General features: G+C 35.3%; 19 protein-coding genes. 5 read left to right on the top strand and 14 right to left on the bottom strand.

The genetic code is table 11. The features are described from left to right. The first annotated feature begins 378 nt into the window (after window positions 1-378). Window positions 379-1029 carry a peroxiredoxin-like family protein gene (locus tag WAK64_RS06840; protein ID WP_336586205.1) on the top strand — a complete coding sequence of 217 codons (651 nt, stop codon included), beginning with the start codon at window positions 379-381 and terminating at the stop codon, window positions 1027-1029. 90 nt (window positions 1030-1119) lie between these two features. Here WAK64_RS06840 and WAK64_RS06845 read toward each other — a convergent pair whose 3' ends face one another. The 4 genes from WAK64_RS06845 to WAK64_RS06860 form a co-directional block, all read right to left on the bottom strand. Continuing rightward, complete coding sequence (locus WAK64_RS06845) at window positions 1120-1803, bottom strand: phosphopantothenoylcysteine decarboxylase domain-containing protein (RefSeq protein ID WP_336586279.1); 684 nt, start codon at window positions 1801-1803, stop codon at window positions 1120-1122. Between the two features lie 97 nt (window positions 1804-1900). Continuing rightward, window positions 1901-2431, bottom strand: a complete 531-nt coding sequence (locus tag WAK64_RS06850) for a hypothetical protein (RefSeq protein WP_419465901.1) — start codon at window positions 2429-2431, stop codon at window positions 1901-1903. Between the two features lie 720 nt (window positions 2432-3151). Beyond that, entirely contained in the window at window positions 3152-4018 is an 867-nt protein-coding gene (locus tag WAK64_RS06855; protein WP_336586207.1) for a peptidylprolyl isomerase, read from the bottom strand. Between the two features lie 663 nt (window positions 4019-4681). Then, window positions 4682-5125 carry a VOC family protein gene (locus WAK64_RS06860; protein ID WP_336586208.1) on the bottom strand — a complete coding sequence of 148 codons (444 nt, stop codon included), beginning with the start codon at window positions 5123-5125 and terminating at the stop codon, window positions 4682-4684. A gap of 83 nt (window positions 5126-5208) precedes the next feature. Here WAK64_RS06860 and WAK64_RS06865 point away from each other — a divergent pair, with 83 nt between their 5' ends. After that, window positions 5209-6156 carry a helix-turn-helix transcriptional regulator gene (locus tag WAK64_RS06865; RefSeq protein ID WP_336586209.1) on the top strand — a complete coding sequence of 316 codons (948 nt, stop codon included), beginning with the start codon at window positions 5209-5211 and terminating at the stop codon, window positions 6154-6156. Between the two features lie 697 nt (window positions 6157-6853). Then, window positions 6854-8674 (top strand): M6 family metalloprotease domain-containing protein, encoded by a 1821-nt coding sequence (locus tag WAK64_RS06870; protein WP_336586280.1) that lies wholly within the window; start codon window positions 6854-6856, stop codon window positions 8672-8674. 325 nt (window positions 8675-8999) lie between these two features. Here WAK64_RS06870 and WAK64_RS06875 read toward each other — a convergent pair whose 3' ends face one another. The 4 genes from WAK64_RS06875 to WAK64_RS06890 all read right to left on the bottom strand — a co-directional run bounded on the left by WAK64_RS06875 (window position 9000) and on the right by WAK64_RS06890 (window position 13886). Further along, the gene (locus WAK64_RS06875; RefSeq protein WP_336586210.1) at window positions 9000-9965 is read right to left on the bottom strand and encodes an alpha/beta hydrolase; all 966 of its coding nucleotides are present in this window, start codon (window positions 9963-9965) and stop codon (window positions 9000-9002) included. 20 nt (window positions 9966-9985) lie between these two features. After that, on the bottom strand, window positions 9986-11644 hold the full coding sequence (locus tag WAK64_RS06880; protein ID WP_336586211.1) for a glycerol-3-phosphate dehydrogenase/oxidase: 1659 nt from the start codon (window positions 11642-11644) through the stop codon (window positions 9986-9988). A gap of 145 nt (window positions 11645-11789) precedes the next feature. Continuing rightward, window positions 11790-13280, bottom strand: coding sequence for a glycerol kinase GlpK (gene glpK, locus WAK64_RS06885; RefSeq protein WP_336586212.1), 1491 nt, complete (start codon window positions 13278-13280; stop codon window positions 11790-11792). 45 nt (window positions 13281-13325) lie between these two features. Beyond that, window positions 13326-13886: a glycerol-3-phosphate responsive antiterminator gene (locus tag WAK64_RS06890; protein WP_336586213.1), complete on the bottom strand. Its 561-nt coding sequence runs from the start codon at window positions 13884-13886 to the stop codon at window positions 13326-13328. A gap of 290 nt (window positions 13887-14176) precedes the next feature. Between WAK64_RS06890 and WAK64_RS06895 the strand changes: the two genes are divergently transcribed. Together WAK64_RS06895 and WAK64_RS06900 are read left to right on the top strand one after the other, a co-directional pair. Continuing rightward, complete coding sequence (locus WAK64_RS06895) at window positions 14177-14707, top strand: hypothetical protein (RefSeq protein WP_336586214.1); 531 nt, start codon at window positions 14177-14179, stop codon at window positions 14705-14707. 377 nt (window positions 14708-15084) lie between these two features. Then, entirely contained in the window at window positions 15085-16047 is a 963-nt protein-coding gene (locus tag WAK64_RS06900) for a sodium:calcium antiporter (protein WP_336586215.1), read from the top strand. Window positions 16048-16197: 150 nt separating this feature from the next. Here the strand turns inward: WAK64_RS06900 and WAK64_RS06905 are convergent, their stop codons facing one another. From WAK64_RS06905 to WAK64_RS06930, 6 genes are all read right to left on the bottom strand, one after another. Continuing rightward, the gene (locus WAK64_RS06905; protein WP_336586216.1) at window positions 16198-16428 is read right to left on the bottom strand and encodes a hypothetical protein; all 231 of its coding nucleotides are present in this window, start codon (window positions 16426-16428) and stop codon (window positions 16198-16200) included. Window positions 16429-16595: 167 nt separating this feature from the next. Then, a complete protein-coding gene (locus WAK64_RS06910; protein WP_336586217.1) occupies window positions 16596-17084 on the bottom strand; it encodes a DUF4825 domain-containing protein in 489 nt (162 codons plus the stop codon). A gap of 486 nt (window positions 17085-17570) precedes the next feature. Further along, entirely contained in the window at window positions 17571-18332 is a 762-nt protein-coding gene (locus WAK64_RS06915; RefSeq protein WP_419465902.1) for an SAM-dependent methyltransferase, read from the bottom strand. Between the two features lie 435 nt (window positions 18333-18767). Further along, a complete protein-coding gene (locus WAK64_RS06920) occupies window positions 18768-19352 on the bottom strand; it encodes an HD domain-containing protein (protein ID WP_336586282.1) in 585 nt (194 codons plus the stop codon). A 99-nt stretch (window positions 19353-19451) separates the two neighbouring features. After that, window positions 19452-20378, bottom strand: a complete 927-nt coding sequence (locus WAK64_RS06925) for an alcohol dehydrogenase catalytic domain-containing protein (RefSeq protein ID WP_336586218.1) — start codon at window positions 20376-20378, stop codon at window positions 19452-19454. A gap of 62 nt (window positions 20379-20440) precedes the next feature. Next, the gene (locus tag WAK64_RS06930) at window positions 20441-21646 is read right to left on the bottom strand and encodes an MFS transporter (protein WP_336586219.1); all 1206 of its coding nucleotides are present in this window, start codon (window positions 21644-21646) and stop codon (window positions 20441-20443) included. Between the last annotated feature and the right edge of the window lie 92 nt (window positions 21647-21738).

Here is a 21738-nt window from a genome sequence, read left to right on the forward strand (position 1 = left end):
TAATGCCATGTAAATTATTTTTATATGGGTTTTCACATGCTAAAATATATTTGATATGACTTTGTATTAATTCAGTCAATATATCACTTCCAAATGGGAAGACGAGTGTAAGATGCAGTGGATTTAATTAGGAAAGAGGGTCATATTTCTCTTTCATTCTATCGTTCTCATTTAAATGTTAGAAAAATACATATTGACCTATTAATAAAAAAACAAATGTGTAAGCTAGATGACAGAAATAAGAACAAATCAGTTGTAAACTGATGTTGTTTAAGAATAGAAATCCCTTTTTTAAACATATTATTAGAAGTACTTTTTGATATCTTGTATGATAAATATTCGTACTTCAAATTACATTACTAATCATAATAAGGAGTGATGGTTTTGACGACATTAGCAGAACAACTAAAGGCATATAACGAAAATGCAGTAAAGCAAATTCCTCAAGAAATTTTAGATAAGATGGTAAAGGCAACGACGGAGTTAGCTACCTCCGATTTAGCAAAAGGGTTACAAGCTGGTGAATTAGCCCCTGATTTTGCTTTAAAAGACGCTACTGGTAAAGAAGTAAACCTTAATGAGCAGTTAAAAAGCGGTCCTGTTGTCTTAATTTTTTATCGCGGGGAATGGTGCCCATATTGTAATTTAGAACTACGTGCGTATCAGCAAGCCTTACCAGAATTTGAAGCATTAGGTGCTCAATTAATAGCCATCAGCCCTCAAACGCCCGATCATTCTTTATCTATGAAGGAAAAGCATGAGATAGCCTTCCCTGTCTTAAGTGATGCTGGGGCTAAAGTAATTAATGAGTATGATTTGTTATTCCGTTTACCAGATTATTTGATTGAAGTGTATAAAGGATTTGGCATTAATCTAGAGGAATCTAACAATAGTGATACTTGGACATTACCTGTTCCAGGCACATTTGTCATTGGATCTGATAGTAAAATCAAGATGGCGTCGGTAAACCCTGACTATACTAAACGAATGGAACCAACAGAAGTGATTGATACACTAAAATCATTGTAAATTTAATTATTATGATATTGTCACGATAAGGAGGCCAGTTCTTTTTCTTTGAACTGGCCTTTTCTAGTGTATTTATTACAAAAACGTTTACTATTTTGATTTAAGAAATGGATCAACAAATCGAATAATTGTTTTTGCTGTTTCTTCTTTACTACAACATTCAGTGATTTCATTCTTTTGATTAATAATACAGTGCTCGGCTTGAGACGTATTTAACGAGTCAGAGAAATTAGCAATCATTAAATCAGCCTTCGAAGTAGCCATTCTATCTTTCGCTTTATCTATAAGAAGGTTTTTATCCGCATTGCTTTCTAGCTTGAACCCCACTAACACGACATTAGGGTCCCATTCTTTTATTTGTTTAAGTACTTTGGGAGCTTTTTTAAAATGGATAATAGGAGGATTATCACTACTCATTTTGCCTTGTTGGGATAACACTTCCCCGTTTTGACCTAGTACTTTATCTATGATCCAATCCGATCCTGCAGCAGCCATTATGACCACATCAATTCGGTTCGATGCAATTATGCTCTTCATTTTGGCCTGTAAGTCTATTATTCCTTCAAACGGTACGAGCGATAGATTTTGTCCCTCTTTTATGGTTGGTTTTTCAGCAAAATAACCATGTAAATACGTTACATTTGCGCCTTTTGCTAACGCTTCTTCTGCCATCATTTTTCCTATTGTCCCTTTGGCTAAATTCGTATGTCCACGAACTTGATCCCATTTTTCAATACATCCTCCACTTGTAATTAACACGTTTTTCCCAAGCATTGCAATCACCTCTATATGTTTCAATATTTATATAATCTCTTTCCTTATTTCAGCTCGTTAATGAGTCAAAACTGATAAAGCGAGGAAACAAATTAATTTATTTTTGACTTTTAACTGGGTCGTTAGAAAAACCCGTACTGAAGAAGCACATTATCGCCGCAACTCCCGTGACGGTAATGGCCATCATCCACCCTATAAAGATCATCGTGACATCTTCGCCAGGATATGACGGCGTCAATGTTACAATCTTATAGATGAATATAATTGTTAAAATGATATAAAAACTACTTCCTATTATCCCTAGCATAAGACGCCCTTGCCTTGTTCCTATCCAAGCTTTATGAACGGAGATCCAAAAATAAAGACTTCCGAGTACAGCGAAAATGATAATAAACAAATGAAGAAAAGGAATTGTGAGAAAGGTCAATCCAAAAAGGATGAGACCTGTCGTAAAAAAGAGAATGGCATTTATGATGAATAAAAACATTCCTCCGAAGCGAGCATTTTGAAACCATATAGCCGTTTTTAACTTACACACTAACCAATTGTCATGACTCACTAGATTAATGATTGAACCTCTAAAGATTATAACTAGTAATAGACCTATAAAACCCAGTAAGAAAATCAATGACACACTTCCTCCTCATTTCTATATTTAGTGGAAGAAGAATTGCTATATGATGGTGAACAAACAAGTGGAAAAGGAACAACTACTAAAAAAATTAGTGCTCAACTTGAATTCGCAAACTCTTCATAACAACTGACTATATCATATTATAGTATTTATTGTTTTTCAATAAAAAAATATCGTTTTTCTTAACATGACATTTCAGTTATCACCCTCAAAATGGGAGAACAATTTGAAATAAACCGTTCGAAATTCTATATGGATTTGATGATACATTTAATCGAGGGTCATATATTCGTTGAATTAGAACACCATAAGTGTCGCTTAAAGTATTTTAAATAGACGGGTAATAATTTAGACTCTTCCATCACTTGTTGAATTGTAGTAAATATTTGTATATCTACTAAGTTTGCACTTTGAAGCCAAAGTGCAATGTTCTACCCTACATTGTACAACTCAATAAGTACCATTATTTCTTCTGCTCATCATTTTGTTTTTTTAACCTCAAGGACGGGAAATGTTAGCTATATCTTCTTGTGTTAATACAAGGGGATGATCACGCTTCGCATTTCGTATATAGGATTGAGTGAGTGAAAGCTTGTAAAAATAAAACAATTTTTATAGGTGTTAACAAAAGAAAAGTGAGATCGAATGGTTTTCTATTAATTACGAAAAAAACAACGATAATGTCATATCGTTGTTTTTTAGTAGTTGATGTTATTAACCTTGTGTACTAGATAATAACTTATCGATTTCCTTTTGTAGTTCCTTGTCTTCTACCTTAAGTTCAGCATCCTTTTTTAGTTTATCCATTACTTCTGAAATAGGCTTAGCATTGGCAACTAAGTATTGATCTTTTATTTCGTCTTTATTTTCATCAAATGTTTTTTCTGTACGTTCTGTCACCTTGATAATATGGTAACCGAATTGTGATTTTACCGGTTCACTTATTTTATTAAGTTCGATAGAGAAAGCAACTTCAGAGAATTCTGGAACCATATCACCCTTTTTAAATTCCCCGAGGGATCCTCCGTTTTGAGCTGAGCCTGGGTCGGTAGACTTTTCTTGAGCTATTTTAGCAAAATCTTCCCCATCCTCTAATTGTTTCTTTATCTCCTTGGCTGTGTTTTCATCTTCTACTAAAATATGAGAAGCTGTTGCTAATGTGAACTCATCTTTATTTTCTTCAAAATATGTTTTTAATTCTTCATCTGTGACTTTTACGCCATCCGTAATTGCCTTTTCTTGCAGAAGATTCATTTCGATTTGTTCTTTAAAAGTGTCTTCATCAAGACCACTACTTGCAAGAGCTGCTTCAAATTCCTCATCTGAAGAGAACTGCTCTTTTACCGTTTTCAATTCAGAATCTATCTCCTTTTCAGAAACAGAATAGTTGTCTTTAAGGAGCTTCTCTTGGATCATTTTTTCTAAAACAGCTGCTCCATTAACCTCAAGTAATTCTTTATACAAGTCATCTTGAGTGATGTTACCTGCATTCGTTTTTACAACTACATCATCACCAATAGAGCAAGCTGATAAACCAATTAGGGAAGCGCTTAGAGTAATCGACGTTATTAATTTCTTCATTTTTTAATAAACTCCTATCTTCAATTTAATTCATGAAGTATTCTATTTTTTGTGTGTTTAAAGAAAAGTAGAAATATACTTTTCTTTAAACACACATGATAACACAAATTATACAAAGATGATATTTTCTCAGATTACAAAAAGAATATATTAATATTACATTATTGTTATACTATTTTTATTTTAGGCTCTTTTTAATAACTCTGTTGAAATTTGAACAAAACGATTGATATAGAAAAATGAATGAGAGCGAGTAATATTCGGATAGTATTAAAGGAAATTATTAAAGAGATAAAGAAACTTAGTACCGAAAACCAATATCGCCTTTAAGAGTTTTTTACCAAATCTCTCACATCATATTCTGCAAGTGAACCAGTCTGAAATAATAAAACAATATCTAGTTAATAATCCTAGCGCACAATTTTTGAAAGAGGTTTTAGGGTTTCCGTTCACCTATTCTGAGGAAGAGTTTATGGAAAACTATTACACCAATATTTTGCAACTCATCTTGATGATTACCGAATTCCATTCTTGGATAGATGAAAAAAAGTGATTCTAATAAGTTCATCTCCGTTTTAGGAATGTAATAAAAAAGTACAAAGGACTTCATTAAATAGAAGTCCTTTGTAAAAATTAATATCAACAATATTGTTTAACGGAGCCTTATTTTAAACGAGGGTCATACATTAGTTGAATTTGAATACCATATGGGTCTCGGACAATACCGTAAGCTTCACTGAAAACATTTTGACAAAGAGGGGTAATAATTTGAACCCTTTCATCACTTGTTAAATTCTGATAAAAGCTTTGTATTTCTACTAAGTTTGCACTTTGAATACAAAGAGAAATATTATTTCCTACATTATACAACTCACTTGGTAACATCGTTTCTTCTGCAATCATTAGTTTCGTTTTTCCAACCTCAAGCACTGAATGGGAAATGTAATCTTTATTTTCTTCTGTTAATACAAGTGAATGATCCCGTTTCGCCATATCTGAATAGGTCACAACTAGTAACTCTTTTGCATTTAGATGTTTCTTGTAAAAACGTAGTGCTTCATTTGCCTTTCCATTCATAGATAAAAAAACGACAACCTCTAAAGTCATTGTAAAGACCTCCTTTTATTTTTTACACTTTTAGGATACACTAAAAAGGTATCAAACCATGACACCTTTTAAGGAGTTTTACGATGAATAAATCTGAAAGATTAAATGATATGCTGCAATTCATCAATAATAAAAAAACTTTTAACCTTAAGGATTTAATGGAAAAGTATAATATTTCTAGAAGTACTGCGATTAGAGACGTACACTCATTAGAATTATTAGGAATGCCCCTATATGTTGAACAAGGTAGAAGTGGAAAGTATGTAGTATTAGATAATCGTATCTTATCTCCCATCATCTTCACAGTGGATGAAATGTATGCGATTTATTTCGCTATGTTGACTTTAAACGGTTACAAGGCAAAACCATTTGACTACGAAATAAATAAATTAGAGGATAAACTTAAACAAGTATTACCAAGTCAAGTGAGCAATAATATTGAGAAAATGAAGAGGTTAATCGAGCTGGAAAAGACCGACCATAGCAATTTTAATCCTTATCTAAAAGAGTTGATTCAGGGAATTATTGAGGAAAAAGTTTATCAAGTTTCCTATTCAAAAGAAAAACAAAAAATAAGAATTACAGGTCAGTTTATTAAAATCAACTCTAAATTTGGTCAATGGTATGCTAAAATGTACAATTTTTCTAAGCAAACCGTCCAAAATCTCCGATGCGATAAAATAGTATCACTAGAATTGGCTGAAAAACAAAATCCATCGAAACTAGAGGATTTATTATTGTTATTAGAGAAAGATTATCACAAGCAAGAGAATGCGATTCCGTTCACAGTAATTGTAACAAATAAAGGAAAGGATTTATTTGACAAGGAACATTATCCATCAATGTCCATTCAAAAAACAGATGACCGTTATATCATATCGGGTTACTACAATGGGAACGAAGAAGATTTCATCTCTGAATATTTTATGCGCTTTGGTAAGTCCATTGTTTCTATCAACCCGCCTGCATTAATATCTTCCATTCAAAACAAATTGCATCATATATCAACTCATTTAAATAAAATGAGCTGACCAAGTTGATTGAAATAGGTTAGATGACACTTCGCAATAACTCTGCCTTAAATGACCCATTATTCTCATTTTAAAACTTCAGCAAAGACAAAATAGAAATCTTTGTATTAGCGTCTCGTTACCAGTTCTTGAAATTATGCTAATCCTTTATATATTTCATTGTTATAGGGAACCTTCCATAGGGTCTCTTGGTTATTCCATAATCTAAAGAGTATAAGTTTGTATTTAATTGTTCATGTTCACTACGTTTTCTGCAAAAGGAGAGTTCGAATGATAGGTAAGCAATAATAGGTTACAGTGTAGTATCATGGTAAAAGCTTTTCATCACGATGTACTTCATAACATGCTGCAATTGTTACGAAAGCAAATTGAACTATTCCTTTTCCCCTCGCCAAATGGCTAATATACGTAAAAATACTATTAGTATCAAAATATTTTTTATTACCTCACGCCATTAACTTCCAATTAAATGTAATCGTCAATGATGAAAGAAAATTCACTCTTTTAATGGTAAAAAATTCAATATTTCCTCATCACTACTATGTTCTACTCTTTTAATAACAGAGTGATATTTATTAATTCTTATATAACTTATCAATTTACTAGGAAAAAATAAAATAAACTACTTGTCGAATAACTGACTATTCTGATATATTTAAATTATCTCAATTACAAAGGAGTGTTGTTCTTGTTAAAAGTGCTATCAAAAAAAGGTTTAGCTCTTACTATTGCTGGTGGAATTGCGTTAGCAGGCTTCCAACTAAGTGATACCGCTGATAAAGAAAGCGGCAGCCAATATGATTTAAGCCTTGGTCACTATGTAGGTGCGTCTCCTGAATTAACCCAAAAAGCGAAAGAATTAGGAGTAGATGTGTCTAAAGTAGACCCAGCTGAAAAAATCGCAAATCATGGGAAAAAGTTTCAGCAAGCGGGTGACCATTCTGTTGCCTACAAAGAAGCTACTGGTGATGTACCAGTCCTTGTTTTATTGGCCAAGTATAAAGATGGGGATGAACCTATTGGAGACTTCGCAGGACAAGTTCCAGCGAAATACTATGAAGATTTAATTTTTGGTGAAGAGTACAATCCTTATGAACTCGATGAATTTAAGCAGTACGATGGTCCAGACGTACCAAAAGACCGCACGATGCAAAATGCTTATAAAGAATCTAGTAATGATAGGGTAAATCTAGTACGTAAAGAAAATACGGAATTTGTTTGGGTTGAGTTACCTAAAGGAGCTTCATACTATTTAGATCAAGACGGAACGTATGCTGAAAATGGCACATATGTCAATGGTAATGATAACGGTGACGCTCATACTGGTGAATTTATCCGTGACCTTCTAAGAGCTGCCGACGATCAAGTAGATTTCGCAAAGTATGCTGAAAACGGTGAAGTTCCAAATATATTTGTAATCCATGAAGGGACAGGAGCTGAATTTAGTAGTGACCCAGCACAGTTCTGGTCTCATAAATGGAGTTTATTAAGTGCCCTTTACTACGGTAAATACTATGAAACTGGTATAACTGCAGATGAGCATGCGGGTATGAGTCAAGGAGATTGGATTGATAAAACGATTGCTGAGGAAATGACGTTTGATGGGGTCGTCGTGAACAACTATAACATCCAGCCTGGTATTGGCGGAAATGTTGCAGGTTATGACCTTGACACTGAAAGTTATGATGATTCATTAAAGACTGGTCCATACCCTGCTCAAACTGGTGTTTACGCTCATGAATTCGGACACGTTCTTGGCTTGCCGGATTTCTATGACACCGTTTATTCATCTGAAGGTGTAGGAAACTACTCCATGATGGCCGGTGGTTCTTGGATGCGTTACCCAAATGATCCAGCATACTCTGGCAACTCACCAACTCACTTTGATCCATTCTCTAAAATTTTCTTAGGTTGGGCAGAGCCAATTGATGTTAAACCTGAAGATGGTGTACAAGAGATTACATTACCTTCAATCGACAAGGCTTCTGCGGAAAATGGTATCGTTAAAATGGAAGTACCTGGTTCAAATGGTACTGAATACTTCTTATTCGAGAACATTCAACAAAGTGGATTTAACAAGGGGCTAATTCGCCAAGGAGAAGACTCACATGGTTTAGTCGCATGGCATGTGGATGAAAACATTATCGAGCTATATCAATCTGCTGGCTTCCGACCTAATAATGTTGAAAATTGGATGAACAAACGATTCCAGTCCAACCAAAGCGAAACGGCAAGTGATGGTACAGTTGTAACACATTATGGTTTATCCATTCTACAAGCAGATGGAAAATATGATTTAGAGAAAAATGAAAACAGAGGAGACGCAGGTGACTTCTTCAAAACTGGAGACAAGCTCACACCAGTTTCAAGTAATGTTCATACTGGCTCATACTATTTCTGGAAAGGAAATAGCTCAACTCCAGCTAATTCCGGAATTCATGTAACGGATATTAAAGAAAACGAAGATGGATCCATTAGTGCCAAGTTCTACTACAGTTCAAACGAAAAGAAGCAATAAACTGATTTTTCAAGCCTGAGCTCAGTAATGATAGAGCTCAGGTTTTTTGTTTTTAATTGCCCTACTTCCCTTACATCCTTGAACATGAATCCCCATAAGAAAACCTCCTTCATTTACTATTAAGGAGGTTTTTTCTTTATAGAACTAATAAAATGTTGATACATCTTTCAACCTTACTATTCCATTTTACCGAAATAACTATGTGCGAAATGATAAATCAAGTTTGTTAACGAATAATCTATTGAATTGGCCCAAGTATTAAAAGCTCCACCAATAACGGATGCCTATTCCCTCAGTTAGATTGGTAGGTTCTCGGAGTAATTCACTACTTGAGAAGTGATGATTTATTTACTGTTACCGTATTAGCTAATAATTGATTGATCCAATTAACAATATCCTCAAACACATCTTTACGATTTACTTCATTAAGCATTTCATGTCTGCCTTCAGAATAAAAATAGGAAACGATATCATACTCACTGTACCGTTGCATTTGATCAATAACTTTCTGAACACCTTTTGTTTGTCTACCAACTGGATCTTTTTCTCCGCTAATGAATAGGAATGGGACATCCCTTGGAATATTCTTTACTTCACCTTCTTTATGAATCAACCGAAGGCCCTCGATTAAATCGACGAACATACTTGTTGTAGATATTTTCCCACAATACTCATCCTCTATATATTGTTGGACTGAAGATTCATCACGAGATAACCAATCAAATGGGGTTTTTGTCGGTGAAAACTGCGTATTAAATTGGCCGAAAGAAAGTTTATCCAACAACGGACTGGTTTTTTTCCAACCTTTATTCTTTCCTACACGAGTAGCTAAAAATTTTCCGATTGTCCCCATAAAAGGAGAAAAATCACCTGTCCCTGAAAGTATCACACCTTCTAGTCGGTCGTGATAGCGTTGAATATATCTCCTCACAATAAATGATCCCATACTATGACCAAATAAAATAATAGGTACACCGTGGTATTGGCTTCTAATAAAAGCATTCACCTCATGAAGATCATCTACAATATGTTCAAATCCGTTGTCGTCAGCGAAGTACCCAAAGGTTCCATTTTTTTCAGCTGTTCGTCCGTGACCTCTGTGATCATTTCCAACTACATAAATACCGTTTTCTACTAAGTACTCTGCAAATTCCTTGTACCGCATTACATGCTCAGCCATACCATGGGCAAGCTGAAGAATTGCCTTCGGTTCCGTAGATTCATTTTCCCATGCCACCGTATAGATGTGATGATCATCTCTTGTTTTTAAGAATCCCGTTGTCTCCTTCATCCTCTTCACCCCTTTTTCTTTTATTCTACCGTAGCTTCCACTGCTTCTACTAGCTCTTTGTTTAATCGATTTTCAAAATCTTGAAATTGCTTAGATGTCCATTTCAGAGAATCCCTCATCCGATTCATGACAGGCCTTTTCCATTTTCGAACGGAATCGATGTTAAAAAAGAGTGCACCTGTACGCCGAATAAAGAAATCGGATGGTGTATACGCTAGTTCCTCGTTCATTGCATATTCTAACTGGGCAAAAACTAATGGAGGTAAGGTATTATCGCCTCTTTGGTTTTGATAATCTTTCACAAGCCGGAAGAGTTCATCAACATTATTCCCATACATGCTAGCAAGCTTTTTTCCTTCCTCTGAAGAGAGGCCATAGTGTGCAGATTCCTCTGCTTTTTGTTGAATAAATCGCTCGAAACCCTCAGATCCACCAACATCACCTCCAGAAATCGGAAGGTGTTTCGTTTGAGATTGGGGAAAAGAACTACCCTTCTCTTCTGCTAATCGTTTTGTGACTAAGTTGACGACATCTTCAGCCATTTTTCGATAGCCTGTTAGCTTTCCGCCAGCAATCGTAATGACGCCACTTTCATGCTCCCACACTTCATCTTTTCGAGATATTTCAGATGGGTCTTTTCCTTCTTCATAAATAAGTGGTCGAATACCAGCCCAGCTTGATTCAACATCCTCCTTTGAAAGCAATACTTTAGGAAACATATACGATATGCTTTGTAAAATATAATCTCGGTCTTCTTCTGTCATTTTCGGGGAAGCTTTGTCTGAATCAAAAAAAGTATCAGTTGTCCCTACATATGTTTTTCCATCTCTTGGAATCGCGAAAACCATACGTCCATCGGGTGTATCAAAATACACAGATTGTTGTAGCGGAAATTTCCCTCCACTTATGACAAGGTGAACGCCTTTTGTTAACCGAAGTTTTTTATTATTTCGACTATGGTCTTTGCTCCGCAGTTCGTCTACCCAGGGACCGGTTGCATTAATGACCTTCGAACCACGAATTTCAAATACCTCTCCTGAAATTAAATCCTTTGCTTCAATGCCTGCTACTTTACTCTGTTCGTATACAAATTGTGATGCTTTCACATAATTTAATGCATTCGCCCCATTTGCTTCGGCTGCTTTCATCACTTCAATCGTCAAACGAGAATCATCCGTTCGGTATTCTACGTAGTATCCACCTCCTAATAATCCTTCTTCTTTCAATAGCGGCTCAAGTTGAAGGGTTTCTTCTTTAGAGACCATTTTACGCCTCTCTGATTTTTTGACACCGGCTAAATAGTCATACATTTTTAAACCTAGGGAAGTCGATAACCTTCCAAACGTTCCGCCTTTATGGAAAGGAAGAAGCATCCATTCTGGTGTTGTAACATGAGGGCCATTTTCGTATACGATTGCGCGTTCTTTTCCAACATCGGATACCATCTTAAATTCAAATTGCTTTAAATAACGCAAACCACCGTGAACAAGTTTTGTAGAGCGACTTGAAGTCCCCCCTGCAAAGTCTTGCATTTCAACTAATGCCACTTTCATCCCTCGAGAAGCAGCATCAAGGGCGATTCCCGCACCTGTTATTCCTCCTCCTACAATGACCATGTCATAGTTCTCTTGTTGTAATAGTTTGATTTTTTCTGATCGATTCCTGCTAGATAATCCCATGCTTCTTCACCTTACCTCTTTTCAAATTTCGATACACAAAAAGAGACCTCAACAAACAAGATGGACATTATATCCATTTTGCTGTGAGGTCTCTCCAATTCTCTACCAAAATATTAACTTACCATAATTATATCATTCTTTCGCCTTATTTAAAAGCTAACGTTGCTTGGACTGCCTTTTTCCAGCCTCCATATAACTGCTGCTGCTTTTCCTTCGGCAAGCTCGGTAAAAATTGTTTATCCACTTGCCATTGCGACGAAATTTCGTGTTGACTTTTCCAGTAACCCACTGCTAATCCAGCCAAATAGGCCGCCCCAAGAGCAGTCGTTTCATTCACGACAGGGCGTTCAACTGGGACCGAAACAATATCACCTTGGAATTGCATTAAAAAATTATTTTTTACCGCTCCTCCATCTACCCTAAGAGTATTTAATGAAATGTTTGAATCTAATTCCATCGCATCTAATACATCCTTCGTCTGATAAGCAAGCGATTCTAAAGTAGCTCGAATGAACTGCTCTTTGGACGTTCCGCGGGTCAATCCGAAAACCGCTCCTCTTACATCACTTTCCCAATAGGGGGTCCCAAGTCCCACAAATGCTGGGACAACATAAACGCCGTCAGTCGATTCTACCCTCTCTGCGTATAACTCACTGTCCTTCGCTTCTTTAATCATGCGTAATCCATCGCGAAGCCATTGAATTGCGGAGCCCGCAACAAAAATACTTCCTTCTAATGCGTACGTAACTTTTCCATTCAATCCCCATGCAATCGTTGTGAGCAGACCATGCTTAGATGAAACAGCTTTTTCACCCGTATTCATTAACATAAAACAACCCGTTCCATACGTGTTTTTCGCCATCCCATCCTCAAAACAAGCTTGACCGAATAATGCAGCCTGCTGATCTCCTGCAGCACCCGCTATCGGAATCTCTTCTCCAAAAAAGTGATAGGGAACAGTTTGAGCATATATTTCAGATGAAGGCCTTACTTCTGGTAGCAACTGAGAAGGAATGTTTAAAATTTCTAAGATTTCCTCATCCCAGCATAAATCATGTATATTATATAGTAGTGTTCGTGAAGCGTTAGAATAGTCTGTGACATGTGCTTTTCCGCCTGATAACTTCCAAATGAGCCATGTATCAATCGTACCAAATAAGAGCTCTCCTCTTTCTGCCCGTTCACGTACCCCTTCAACATGGTCTAAAATCCATCTCACTTTCGTTCCTGAAAAATAAGGGTCGATTAACAGACCTGTCTTGTCACGAAATAGTGCTTCATGCCCCAATTCCTTTAACTCTTCACAAATGTCCGCTGTTTGGCGAGACTGCCAAACAATCGCCTGGTATACAGGTTCTCCAGTAGCTTTATCCCATATTACAGTGGTTTCACGTTGATTTGTAATACCTATTCCAGCAAGCTGGTTCGCCTTAATCGAAGCTTCTGAAAGAACGGTTGCTATGACGGATAAAACCGATCCCCATATTTCATTCGCGTTATGTTCCACCCAACCTGGCTGTGGAAATAGTTGCGTAAACTCTCTTTGTGCACTATGTACTACCTCACCTTGATGATTGAAAATAATAGCTCGTGAACTTGTTGTTCCTTGATCTAATGACAAAATATATTTTTCCACTGTTATCCCCCTCATCTTCCGTAAGCGCTCTCAAAACTTACTATACTATTTATTCTCATACACCTTCCATAAAGCCTGATTTGATGTAGTGATTGCGACCGCTCCAGCAAGTAGCGCCTCCTCAACTTCTTTTCTCGTTTCAATTAAACCTCCAGCAAAAATCCGCTTACCTGTTCGTTTATGCATTTGAGTAATAATTTTCGGTACCACTCCAGGTAGTACCTCGATAAAATCAGGGTTATTTTGATTGACCAATTCGACACTACGATTTAATGCACTTGAATCAATAATAAAGGTTCTTTGCGTTGCTAATACTCCTTTTTGCTTGGCACGCCTAATAACATTACTCTTAGTCGAAATAATCCCAAACGGCTTAAACTCTTGACAAACAAAATCAGTAGCAAATTCATCTCGGCTTAATCCTTGAATTAAATCAAAATGTAAAAACATGTGTCGGTGATGCTCCTTGGCCAAACGATAAGCACTTCTTAAATGGCCAATTTGCATATCTAGAAATACACCATATTGATAGGGGCTATCAAGCATTTTCTCAAATTCCTTCATGCTGCGAATGGCAGGTAAAATCTTTTGATTATGAAAGCTCATTCCATCACCCTTTTCACAACTATACTTTAAAAATAATCGAAAACAATGGTATTAGCAAGATTTTCTAACAATCTATCTTCACATAAAATGACAACTACCCGAGAAATACGTTAGCTAGTATCATATTAATTGTATGGATAATCTATTTTACCTGCAGAAATACTTGAAACCCATTACTGAAAACGAATGTATCATTTACCTATAAGAATATACTATATCCACACATGTCGTTGTTGGTTTAACGTGATATGCTTGTTATATTGAAAGTAAACTGGATAGGAGAAATCGTAATGAGTGAGTTGAAAATTACAACGAAAAATAACTCCCCTAATGAACAAATCATTTACCGGAATCTCTACTCTTTATTGGATAGATACAATGTATCAAAGTGGTTGTTTACAGACCAGGTTGTTATTGATGAAATGGTGGAAATACCCCATAGTCATCCAACGTTAACAATTAATACAAAGTATCTAAAAAATGACCATCTATTGCTGACTACCTTTATACATGAGCAACTTCATTGGTATGCCGTATTGAATTTTACTCAAATAAAAGCCGTAATTAACGAATTAAAAACATTTTATAAACATGTCCCTGTAGGCTACCCCAAAGGAGCAAAAGATGAATTTTCAACCTATCTTCATTTGGTCATTAATTTTTTGGAAGTAAAAGCCTTACATGAACTATTAGAAAAAGAAGAGGCTGAAGCTGTCATTGCCTTTTTAATGGGTGATCATTACACGTGGATTTATGAAACCGTTAGTAAAAATAATAATTTCATTCACACTTTATTAATAAAACACAAAATTTACCTTTAGGGATATGGTCATCCTCATTTAAGCTTAATAGCTTACTGCTCTAGGTTTAAACGGGATGGACCGCTACTGATCAATTACATACCGGTATTCGTAAAAAGGTCATTACCTTACACTTTATCGGCGTACATTAAAAGGAATACATTCTACGTCTTTTCAACTAAAACTGTTTTTATCATGGAAAAAGATTGACTTCTCTTCCAATTAAAGCTATAGTAGAAGTAACAAGGGGAGTAGCGACCGGTAAACGGCTGATGAATCGTCACTACGGTACATTGAGTACCTGGTTCATTAGGCTAAGCAATACTTTTTAGTACGCAAGACCTTGGTACATTTATGTGCCAGGGCTTTTTTGTGTTCTGGCAGGAAGGAGATTGGACATGTTATATGCAGTATTTATTTTGGCAGCTATAGTCGTTGTCGGAGGTGCTATTTATTTAAATCAATTTGGTGATGTCATTAGTAAAAAATCCTCTTTAAATGGAGCAATGGTTGGTACTTTTCTCATTGCTGGAGCTACCTCACTGCCGGAATTAACGACAAGTATTACAGCGGTTTACATCGATAACCCTGATATTGCCGTTGGAAATATGTTAGGAAGCAATGTATTTAATTTATTAATATTAGCAATTGTCGATATAATTTATCGAAGACGAAGATTATTTCAAAATGTCAACCATCAAGGAAATATTCCTTCTGCACTGATTGGACTTGTGTTTCTAGGCATTATTATTGCTTCACTAATCATTCCCGAGTCCGTTAATATTTTCGGCGTCGGATTAGAGATGTTCATAATCGTTGCATTGTATTTTATTACAGTCAAGTTTATTACTAAGGGTGATTCAGACGAACTAGAAGACACCTCTTCAAATGATCTTTCATTAAACAAAGCTGTAGTAGGATTTATTATTTCCGCCATCGTTGTGTTTGTAGCTGGTAGCCTCCTATCTATATCAGGAGATCAATTAGCCGTAGCGACTGGAATGAATGCAAGCTTTGTAGGAAGCTTTCTAATTGCCGCCTCTACGTCATTACCTGAGTTCGTGACTGTACTCGCTGCATTTAAACTAGCCAATTACAATATGGCGATTGGGTCGATTTTAGGTAGTAACTTATTTAATATTCAACTATTAGCACTAACAGACGCTCTATATCGAAAAGGGCCTATTCTCTCAGCAGTTGATTCTTCACATGTGTTTATTGCCATATTAGGTTTCGTGATGACCATTGTGATGATTTATTTATTGATACGCCCAGCAAAGTCAATGAGTCAGCTAAGATATACGACCCCTTCCTTTTTAATAGCTGTTTTATATCTCGTCGTTTCCTATGTGTTATTTTAGAATCGACTACAAAAAGAAACTTCCTTCACTCGGAAGTTTCTTTTTACTTAGGAAAAAATTTGAAAGGAATTCCCAACAATAAATCAAGAATACATTTTTAATTACTTTCCTACATTCCCATTTCCTTAATCACAATTGCTTCTTCTACTCTTATACATCGTTCATGTGTACCATTTTCATATCCGTTCCATCAATCTTTATATTGATTGATTTTTCTTTCTCATCTGGATCAGGTAAAAAATCGTTGTCTGAAACAAGTGAAATTATAGCAAAATATAATAGACCACAAAGAAAAAGTATGAAAAAAAGTGTTAAAAAAAATGTAAGTAGAACTAATGTTGATTGCCCAAATAATTTAAAATGGTTTTTGGACAAAATCATAAATTACCTCCTTAGCCAGATCGCTTCTTCATGCTCCTCTATGAATCCAACCATTATTATTTTTTGTCATGGTCACAATCAGCACCCACACTCCAAACCTTCTTCAAATACGAATTTTATTTTTATTAGAACTAATCATTCGGACTAGAACACTACGCTTATATACATCAATAAGTGACGAAAAATTCTTCAACCTTTTCCGTATTACGAATATACTCACTTATAAACTCTTTTAACTTTTGCTCTGTTTCAAATTCCCTTAAGTCTTTACTATACCATTTCTGTAAATCTTCTCGATATACGACATATACTCGATGCTGAAAATCAAACTGAATTCTGTCAACATTTTGGATTAAAGCGTAAAGAAATGTAGCATTATACATGATTGTTTCATTCATATCTACTTCATTAAGGGAGGAATCTTTATATTGAATCGCTAAACCAAATGGCTTTTCATCCGTTTCTAACGAATAATTATAGAGGCTCTTTCCTGCTGGTAATTTAGCAATAATTGCTCCTACGGCGCTATTATCTCCAATATAAGATTCCTTATAATCAAACAATTCTATATTGGAATTATTCATCGGCTGACTACAACCGCTTAAAACAATTATTAGAGAGAATAAGTAGGTTAACATGCGAGCGATATGTTTCATTAATTTAGTCCCCTTTTGATTATAACCTTCGCTAATCTACATTAAATGAAATTGTTAATTGAATAGAGCTTCTCCTTTGTTAAAAGTGAAGCACATCTATTCATACGAATTTTATAGGAAAAAGATTCAAAATCATTTACTAAAAAATCTTTCTACACCTTTCCAACAGTCCTGTACCAATTGCTGGATCAACTAATAATGCTCACAAAAATTCCTAAATGTCTACTTTCTTCCTCTTCATCTCCATTCCCTCTAAAATATATTTATTTCATAATTTTGTCATAGAACCTACCTTCTTCTCAATAGGAGAAAATGACTACAATACTAAAAACGTCCTAAATCAATCGAAATTTAACCGGCGGATCATCATTTTATAGGTGGGCTTTCCTTTCTAATCGAAAAACAAAGCCGATTTTTACGTACCAAACCCATATATCACCTTTTAAGCACTAAAAAGAGGATCTTAATTAAGATCCTCTTTTTCATCTAAATAGCTTTTGCTTTAATAAGGAATCGATGCTGCTTAGCATCAAAGTAGCCATCCTTCTCTATCTTCTTATGTAATGAAAAGAGCTGCTCCTTTAAATCTTCAAGATTGAAATTAGGGATTTGCCAAGGTATTGCTTTTAAATAATATACAAGTGCTCCTATATCATAAAAGCGTTGTGTTGGAAATTCTTCCTTTTTTACCAAAACATTAAAGTGATGTTCTTCTAGCTCTTTTAAAGCCCTATCAAGATTCCAGTTTAAATATTCTTGATTAATTGGCATTCCTAATGCATCATTTATTTCTTTACAATCCAAGCCACCCACTTGTTGAGTAAGAAAGATTCCATTTTTCTTACTTATTCTTCTAACTTCTGCTGGGCAATAGGATTCATGTTTATTGATAATTAAACCAAATTGATTACTTGTAAAAGGTAGTTCATTATCTTTTTCGAATGGAAGAACCGTCACACCGAGGGGTTCTAATTTCTTTTTAGCAATCGGAATATTCGGTTTAAAGCCTTCCGTAGCAAATACATTGTCTGGAAATGGCCTCAATAAAGAAAAGAATTCTCCTCCGCCTGTTCCCATATCTAATAAGGAAGTCGCTTTTCTGACGACAGGCATAGTGATGCTCCCGTAAGACCATGATAATAACTCATTTTGTATACGTCCTGTCTCCGTTACAAAAGAAAAATCCCATCCGGAAAACTCTTGCTTTACCTCATTAAGTAATTCTATAAAACGCGTATCATTCATCATTTTTCTCCTCCTTTGTTGTGAAAAAACTATTTTAACTGTTTGACCACAATGGAGGACCTCTTATTCTTCTTAACGAGTTTTAGTGCTCATGTTCCAATGATTTCATTCTCAAACCCACTTTTTTATGATGATTTTTTTCACTCTTAACAATCCCAAAATTATACTATATTATCCTCAATTTAACATATGTTTATTATAGAATAAATATTTTTGATTAATCAAGCTTAAGCTATATATTAGAATTGAAAAAGACCCTAAAAAGTAACTTTTTAGGGTCTTAAAGAATAGAGATGGTTGCTGAAGGAGGATAACATTAAAGGGAGGTGATACAATCTCTATTCTAGTATTACTATATGTTTCATTTACTAAATTGTTTCTAGCAAACGTCTAGAAGCTTTTAATTTTTTTAAAATTTATTATTCGCTACCATACTATCTACAGTGGTTTGTGAAACTCAACACCCGCTGCAATCATTTTTTCTTCTCCATCTTGTTCAATTTGATCTTTGAACTTTTTTAAAAATGAATCGAATTCAACATGCTTTCCCATCATAAAGGTCATTTCCTTCTCAATTTCTAACCAAGTTGAAATATCTGCTTCATTATGTTGAATTTGTGCTTCTAGTTTATCTAGGGCATTCGCCACTTTTGCCTCATACGATTCTTTTTCTTCAAATTCCATCCAAAGATTATAAACCTCTTCGCCAAGTTCCTTTGGAAGTGTATTTTTTATTTTTACAATCGCTTGATGCTCTCTCTCTACCTTTTGCTTTTTCACAGTAGAATTATTCATCGTATCAAAAGCCGGTACATCGCACGCCTCCGCCTCAATAAGGTCATGAATAATGATCATTTTTAGTAGTTTAGCTATGTCAACCTTACAATCAAGATATGGTTCAATCAAAATGGCCATTAACGACACTCGCCACGTATGTTCGGCTACGCTTTCTTGTCTTCCCTGAGAAATCCAGCTATGTCGAAGTTCATATTTTAGTTTCTCAGCTAAAGAAATGATTTGCATAATTTGATTAATTGGATTACTCACTGTATTTCCACCTTACTTTAACATAGTATCGTTTTAATCGTTCTTAAGAAAATAAATGCTCACCAACTGTTATTACTAGTACTTTACTAAGACCTTTAATGGATTGATTACTTTTTTACTCAATTCTTCAAAGCAGTTTATCAATTCTTGATGGGAAATTTGATGTTGAAATATTTGTTCGATGTGTGGTACTTTTTCAACGTTACTAAAATGCCAATTAGCGTGCTCTTGATAATCCCATCCATCACTTGAGCCGATAATTTTAAGTTCTTTTTTAAAGAAATCAGCTTGTAAGTTCAAAGAATCACGATTTCCATCAGATAAAATGCAGATTTCTCCATTTACACGAATGGACTTTTGTAATGTCCTAAACGCTTCATTTGATGAAGAACACTCTAAGCCACATTCGTAAAAGTTTTGTGGGCATTCAGCTTGATTTGTATAAAAGTTACTTATACCAAACATAGTTGCGTATTCGCACCTTTTTTTATCAAGGTCTATCACATCAACATGCTTTACTTCCATATAGTTTTTCAAAAAATAAACTGTTAATAGCCCCATCGTTCCCATGCCTGTAACAAGTACTCTATCTGTTTTTTTAGGCTGCAACTTTAATACTCCCTTTGCTGCATCACAAGATAAAATACTTAGTAAGGCAAAGGGATAAGAAATTTCTCTCGGAACTCGGATTGCCTTCTTCGCCTTCACGACTCCATAGTCCTTGTGTCCATAAAAAGCAACTACTCTATCCCCCACTTTAGAAGAAGAAACATCTTTGCCTATTTTAATGACCTCTCCATAGCTTTCATAGCCTGTTTCACTAGGATAGGTTGGCTCTACATCTGTTCTATCAGATTCATTATACTGTGGTAGTTCGGCGCCAATACTAACCGCTCCAGCAATGGTTTTAATTAAAATTTCATCTTCCATTAATGGAGGGATGTTCTTTGTTCTCCATTCAAGTTGATGTCGACCTGTTAACGTAAGTGATCTCTGCTCCATTTTTTATCTCCTCATTTATCCATATGGTCATTTAGGTAAAGAAACTTTACTTACCCACTTCTTTAGAAGTAACTCTTTGTAAAGCGTTTTTGTACGAAAATAAGGTATAACGCAGAGCCTGCCAACATTAAGCTTGCAAGGATAAATACGGATTTTACACCGAACCACTCTGCGATTGACCCTATCATTAAAGAAAAAATGCCAAAGCAAATGGATAATAAAGCCTCTTGCGTACCATAAATTTTGGGTAGTTCAGAAGAAGTAGCCTCTCTTTGAATGTATGCTTCAAATGTTATCGATTTTATCTGCTCTACCAGTCCAAACAAGATAGACAGGATCAATGCTACCCAGCCTACCGAGTTTATTCCAAATAGAAAAGTTATAAAGCTAACACCGATGGAAGATAACAGCATGATTTTCTTGATCTGTTTTTTCATAAACAATGAATACCTTGAACAAAAAACACCGCCTATAAGTAAGCCCACGAAAAAGGTCGTATTAATATAACCCCACCAAGCTTCACTTTTATGCAATACCTCAGATACAAACACATAAATAATCGCTGCAATCCAAACAACATTTGCCATGGATTCAATGACAAGGACGACATGTAGCGTTCGAAATAGTTTATTGTGCCAGATAATTTTCCATCCTTCCATAAGAACTTCTAACACTTTACGGTTTCGTTCAGTATGCTTGGAAGGTGTAGGGTCAATAATAAAGCACATCATAACAGAAGAGAATAAAAATAATACAAACGTTAGCCAAATGACTTGTTGACCATCTAATAAAGCTACAAGTGCACCACCTATAGCCCAGCCTCCTAATTGAATCGTTTGATTCACCATTGCAACAAAACTATTGGCTTTAACAATTTCTTTATCACTAACGATTCTTGGAAGCATCGCTCTGCTCGCTGGCATGGCCCAGCCATCCAAAAAAGCGATGACAAAAATAAATAAAACCATTCCGATAACAGAAACATCATCCTGAAGGCTTATCCAAAAAATAAGTCCTAACAGTACGATTGTTTTACTCCATTGCGAACAAACTAAAAGCTGTTTTAATCGATATTTATTAAATAATATTGGTGAGAAGATTCCGCTAATAAACCTACCCGCTGTATTTACAAACGGCAATAAAGTTAAAGATAAGACGGACTCAGACACCGCATATAAAATGGAAATGAGACCGACAATGTAAAAGATATCGCCCAAATTTGCCAATGCTTGTCCAATCCACATATAACGAAAGGATTTTGTTTTCATTTATTACTACCCCTTTTTATCAATGTTTAAATAGATGAGAAAAGGTAGTATTTTTACATATTTTGCAATCCTCCTAAGTTTTATTTTCCAAT

It is taken from the genome of Bacillus spongiae, from assembly GCF_037120725.1.
Lineage (GTDB): Bacteria > Bacillota > Bacilli > Bacillales > Bacillaceae_K > Bacillus_CI > Bacillus_CI spongiae.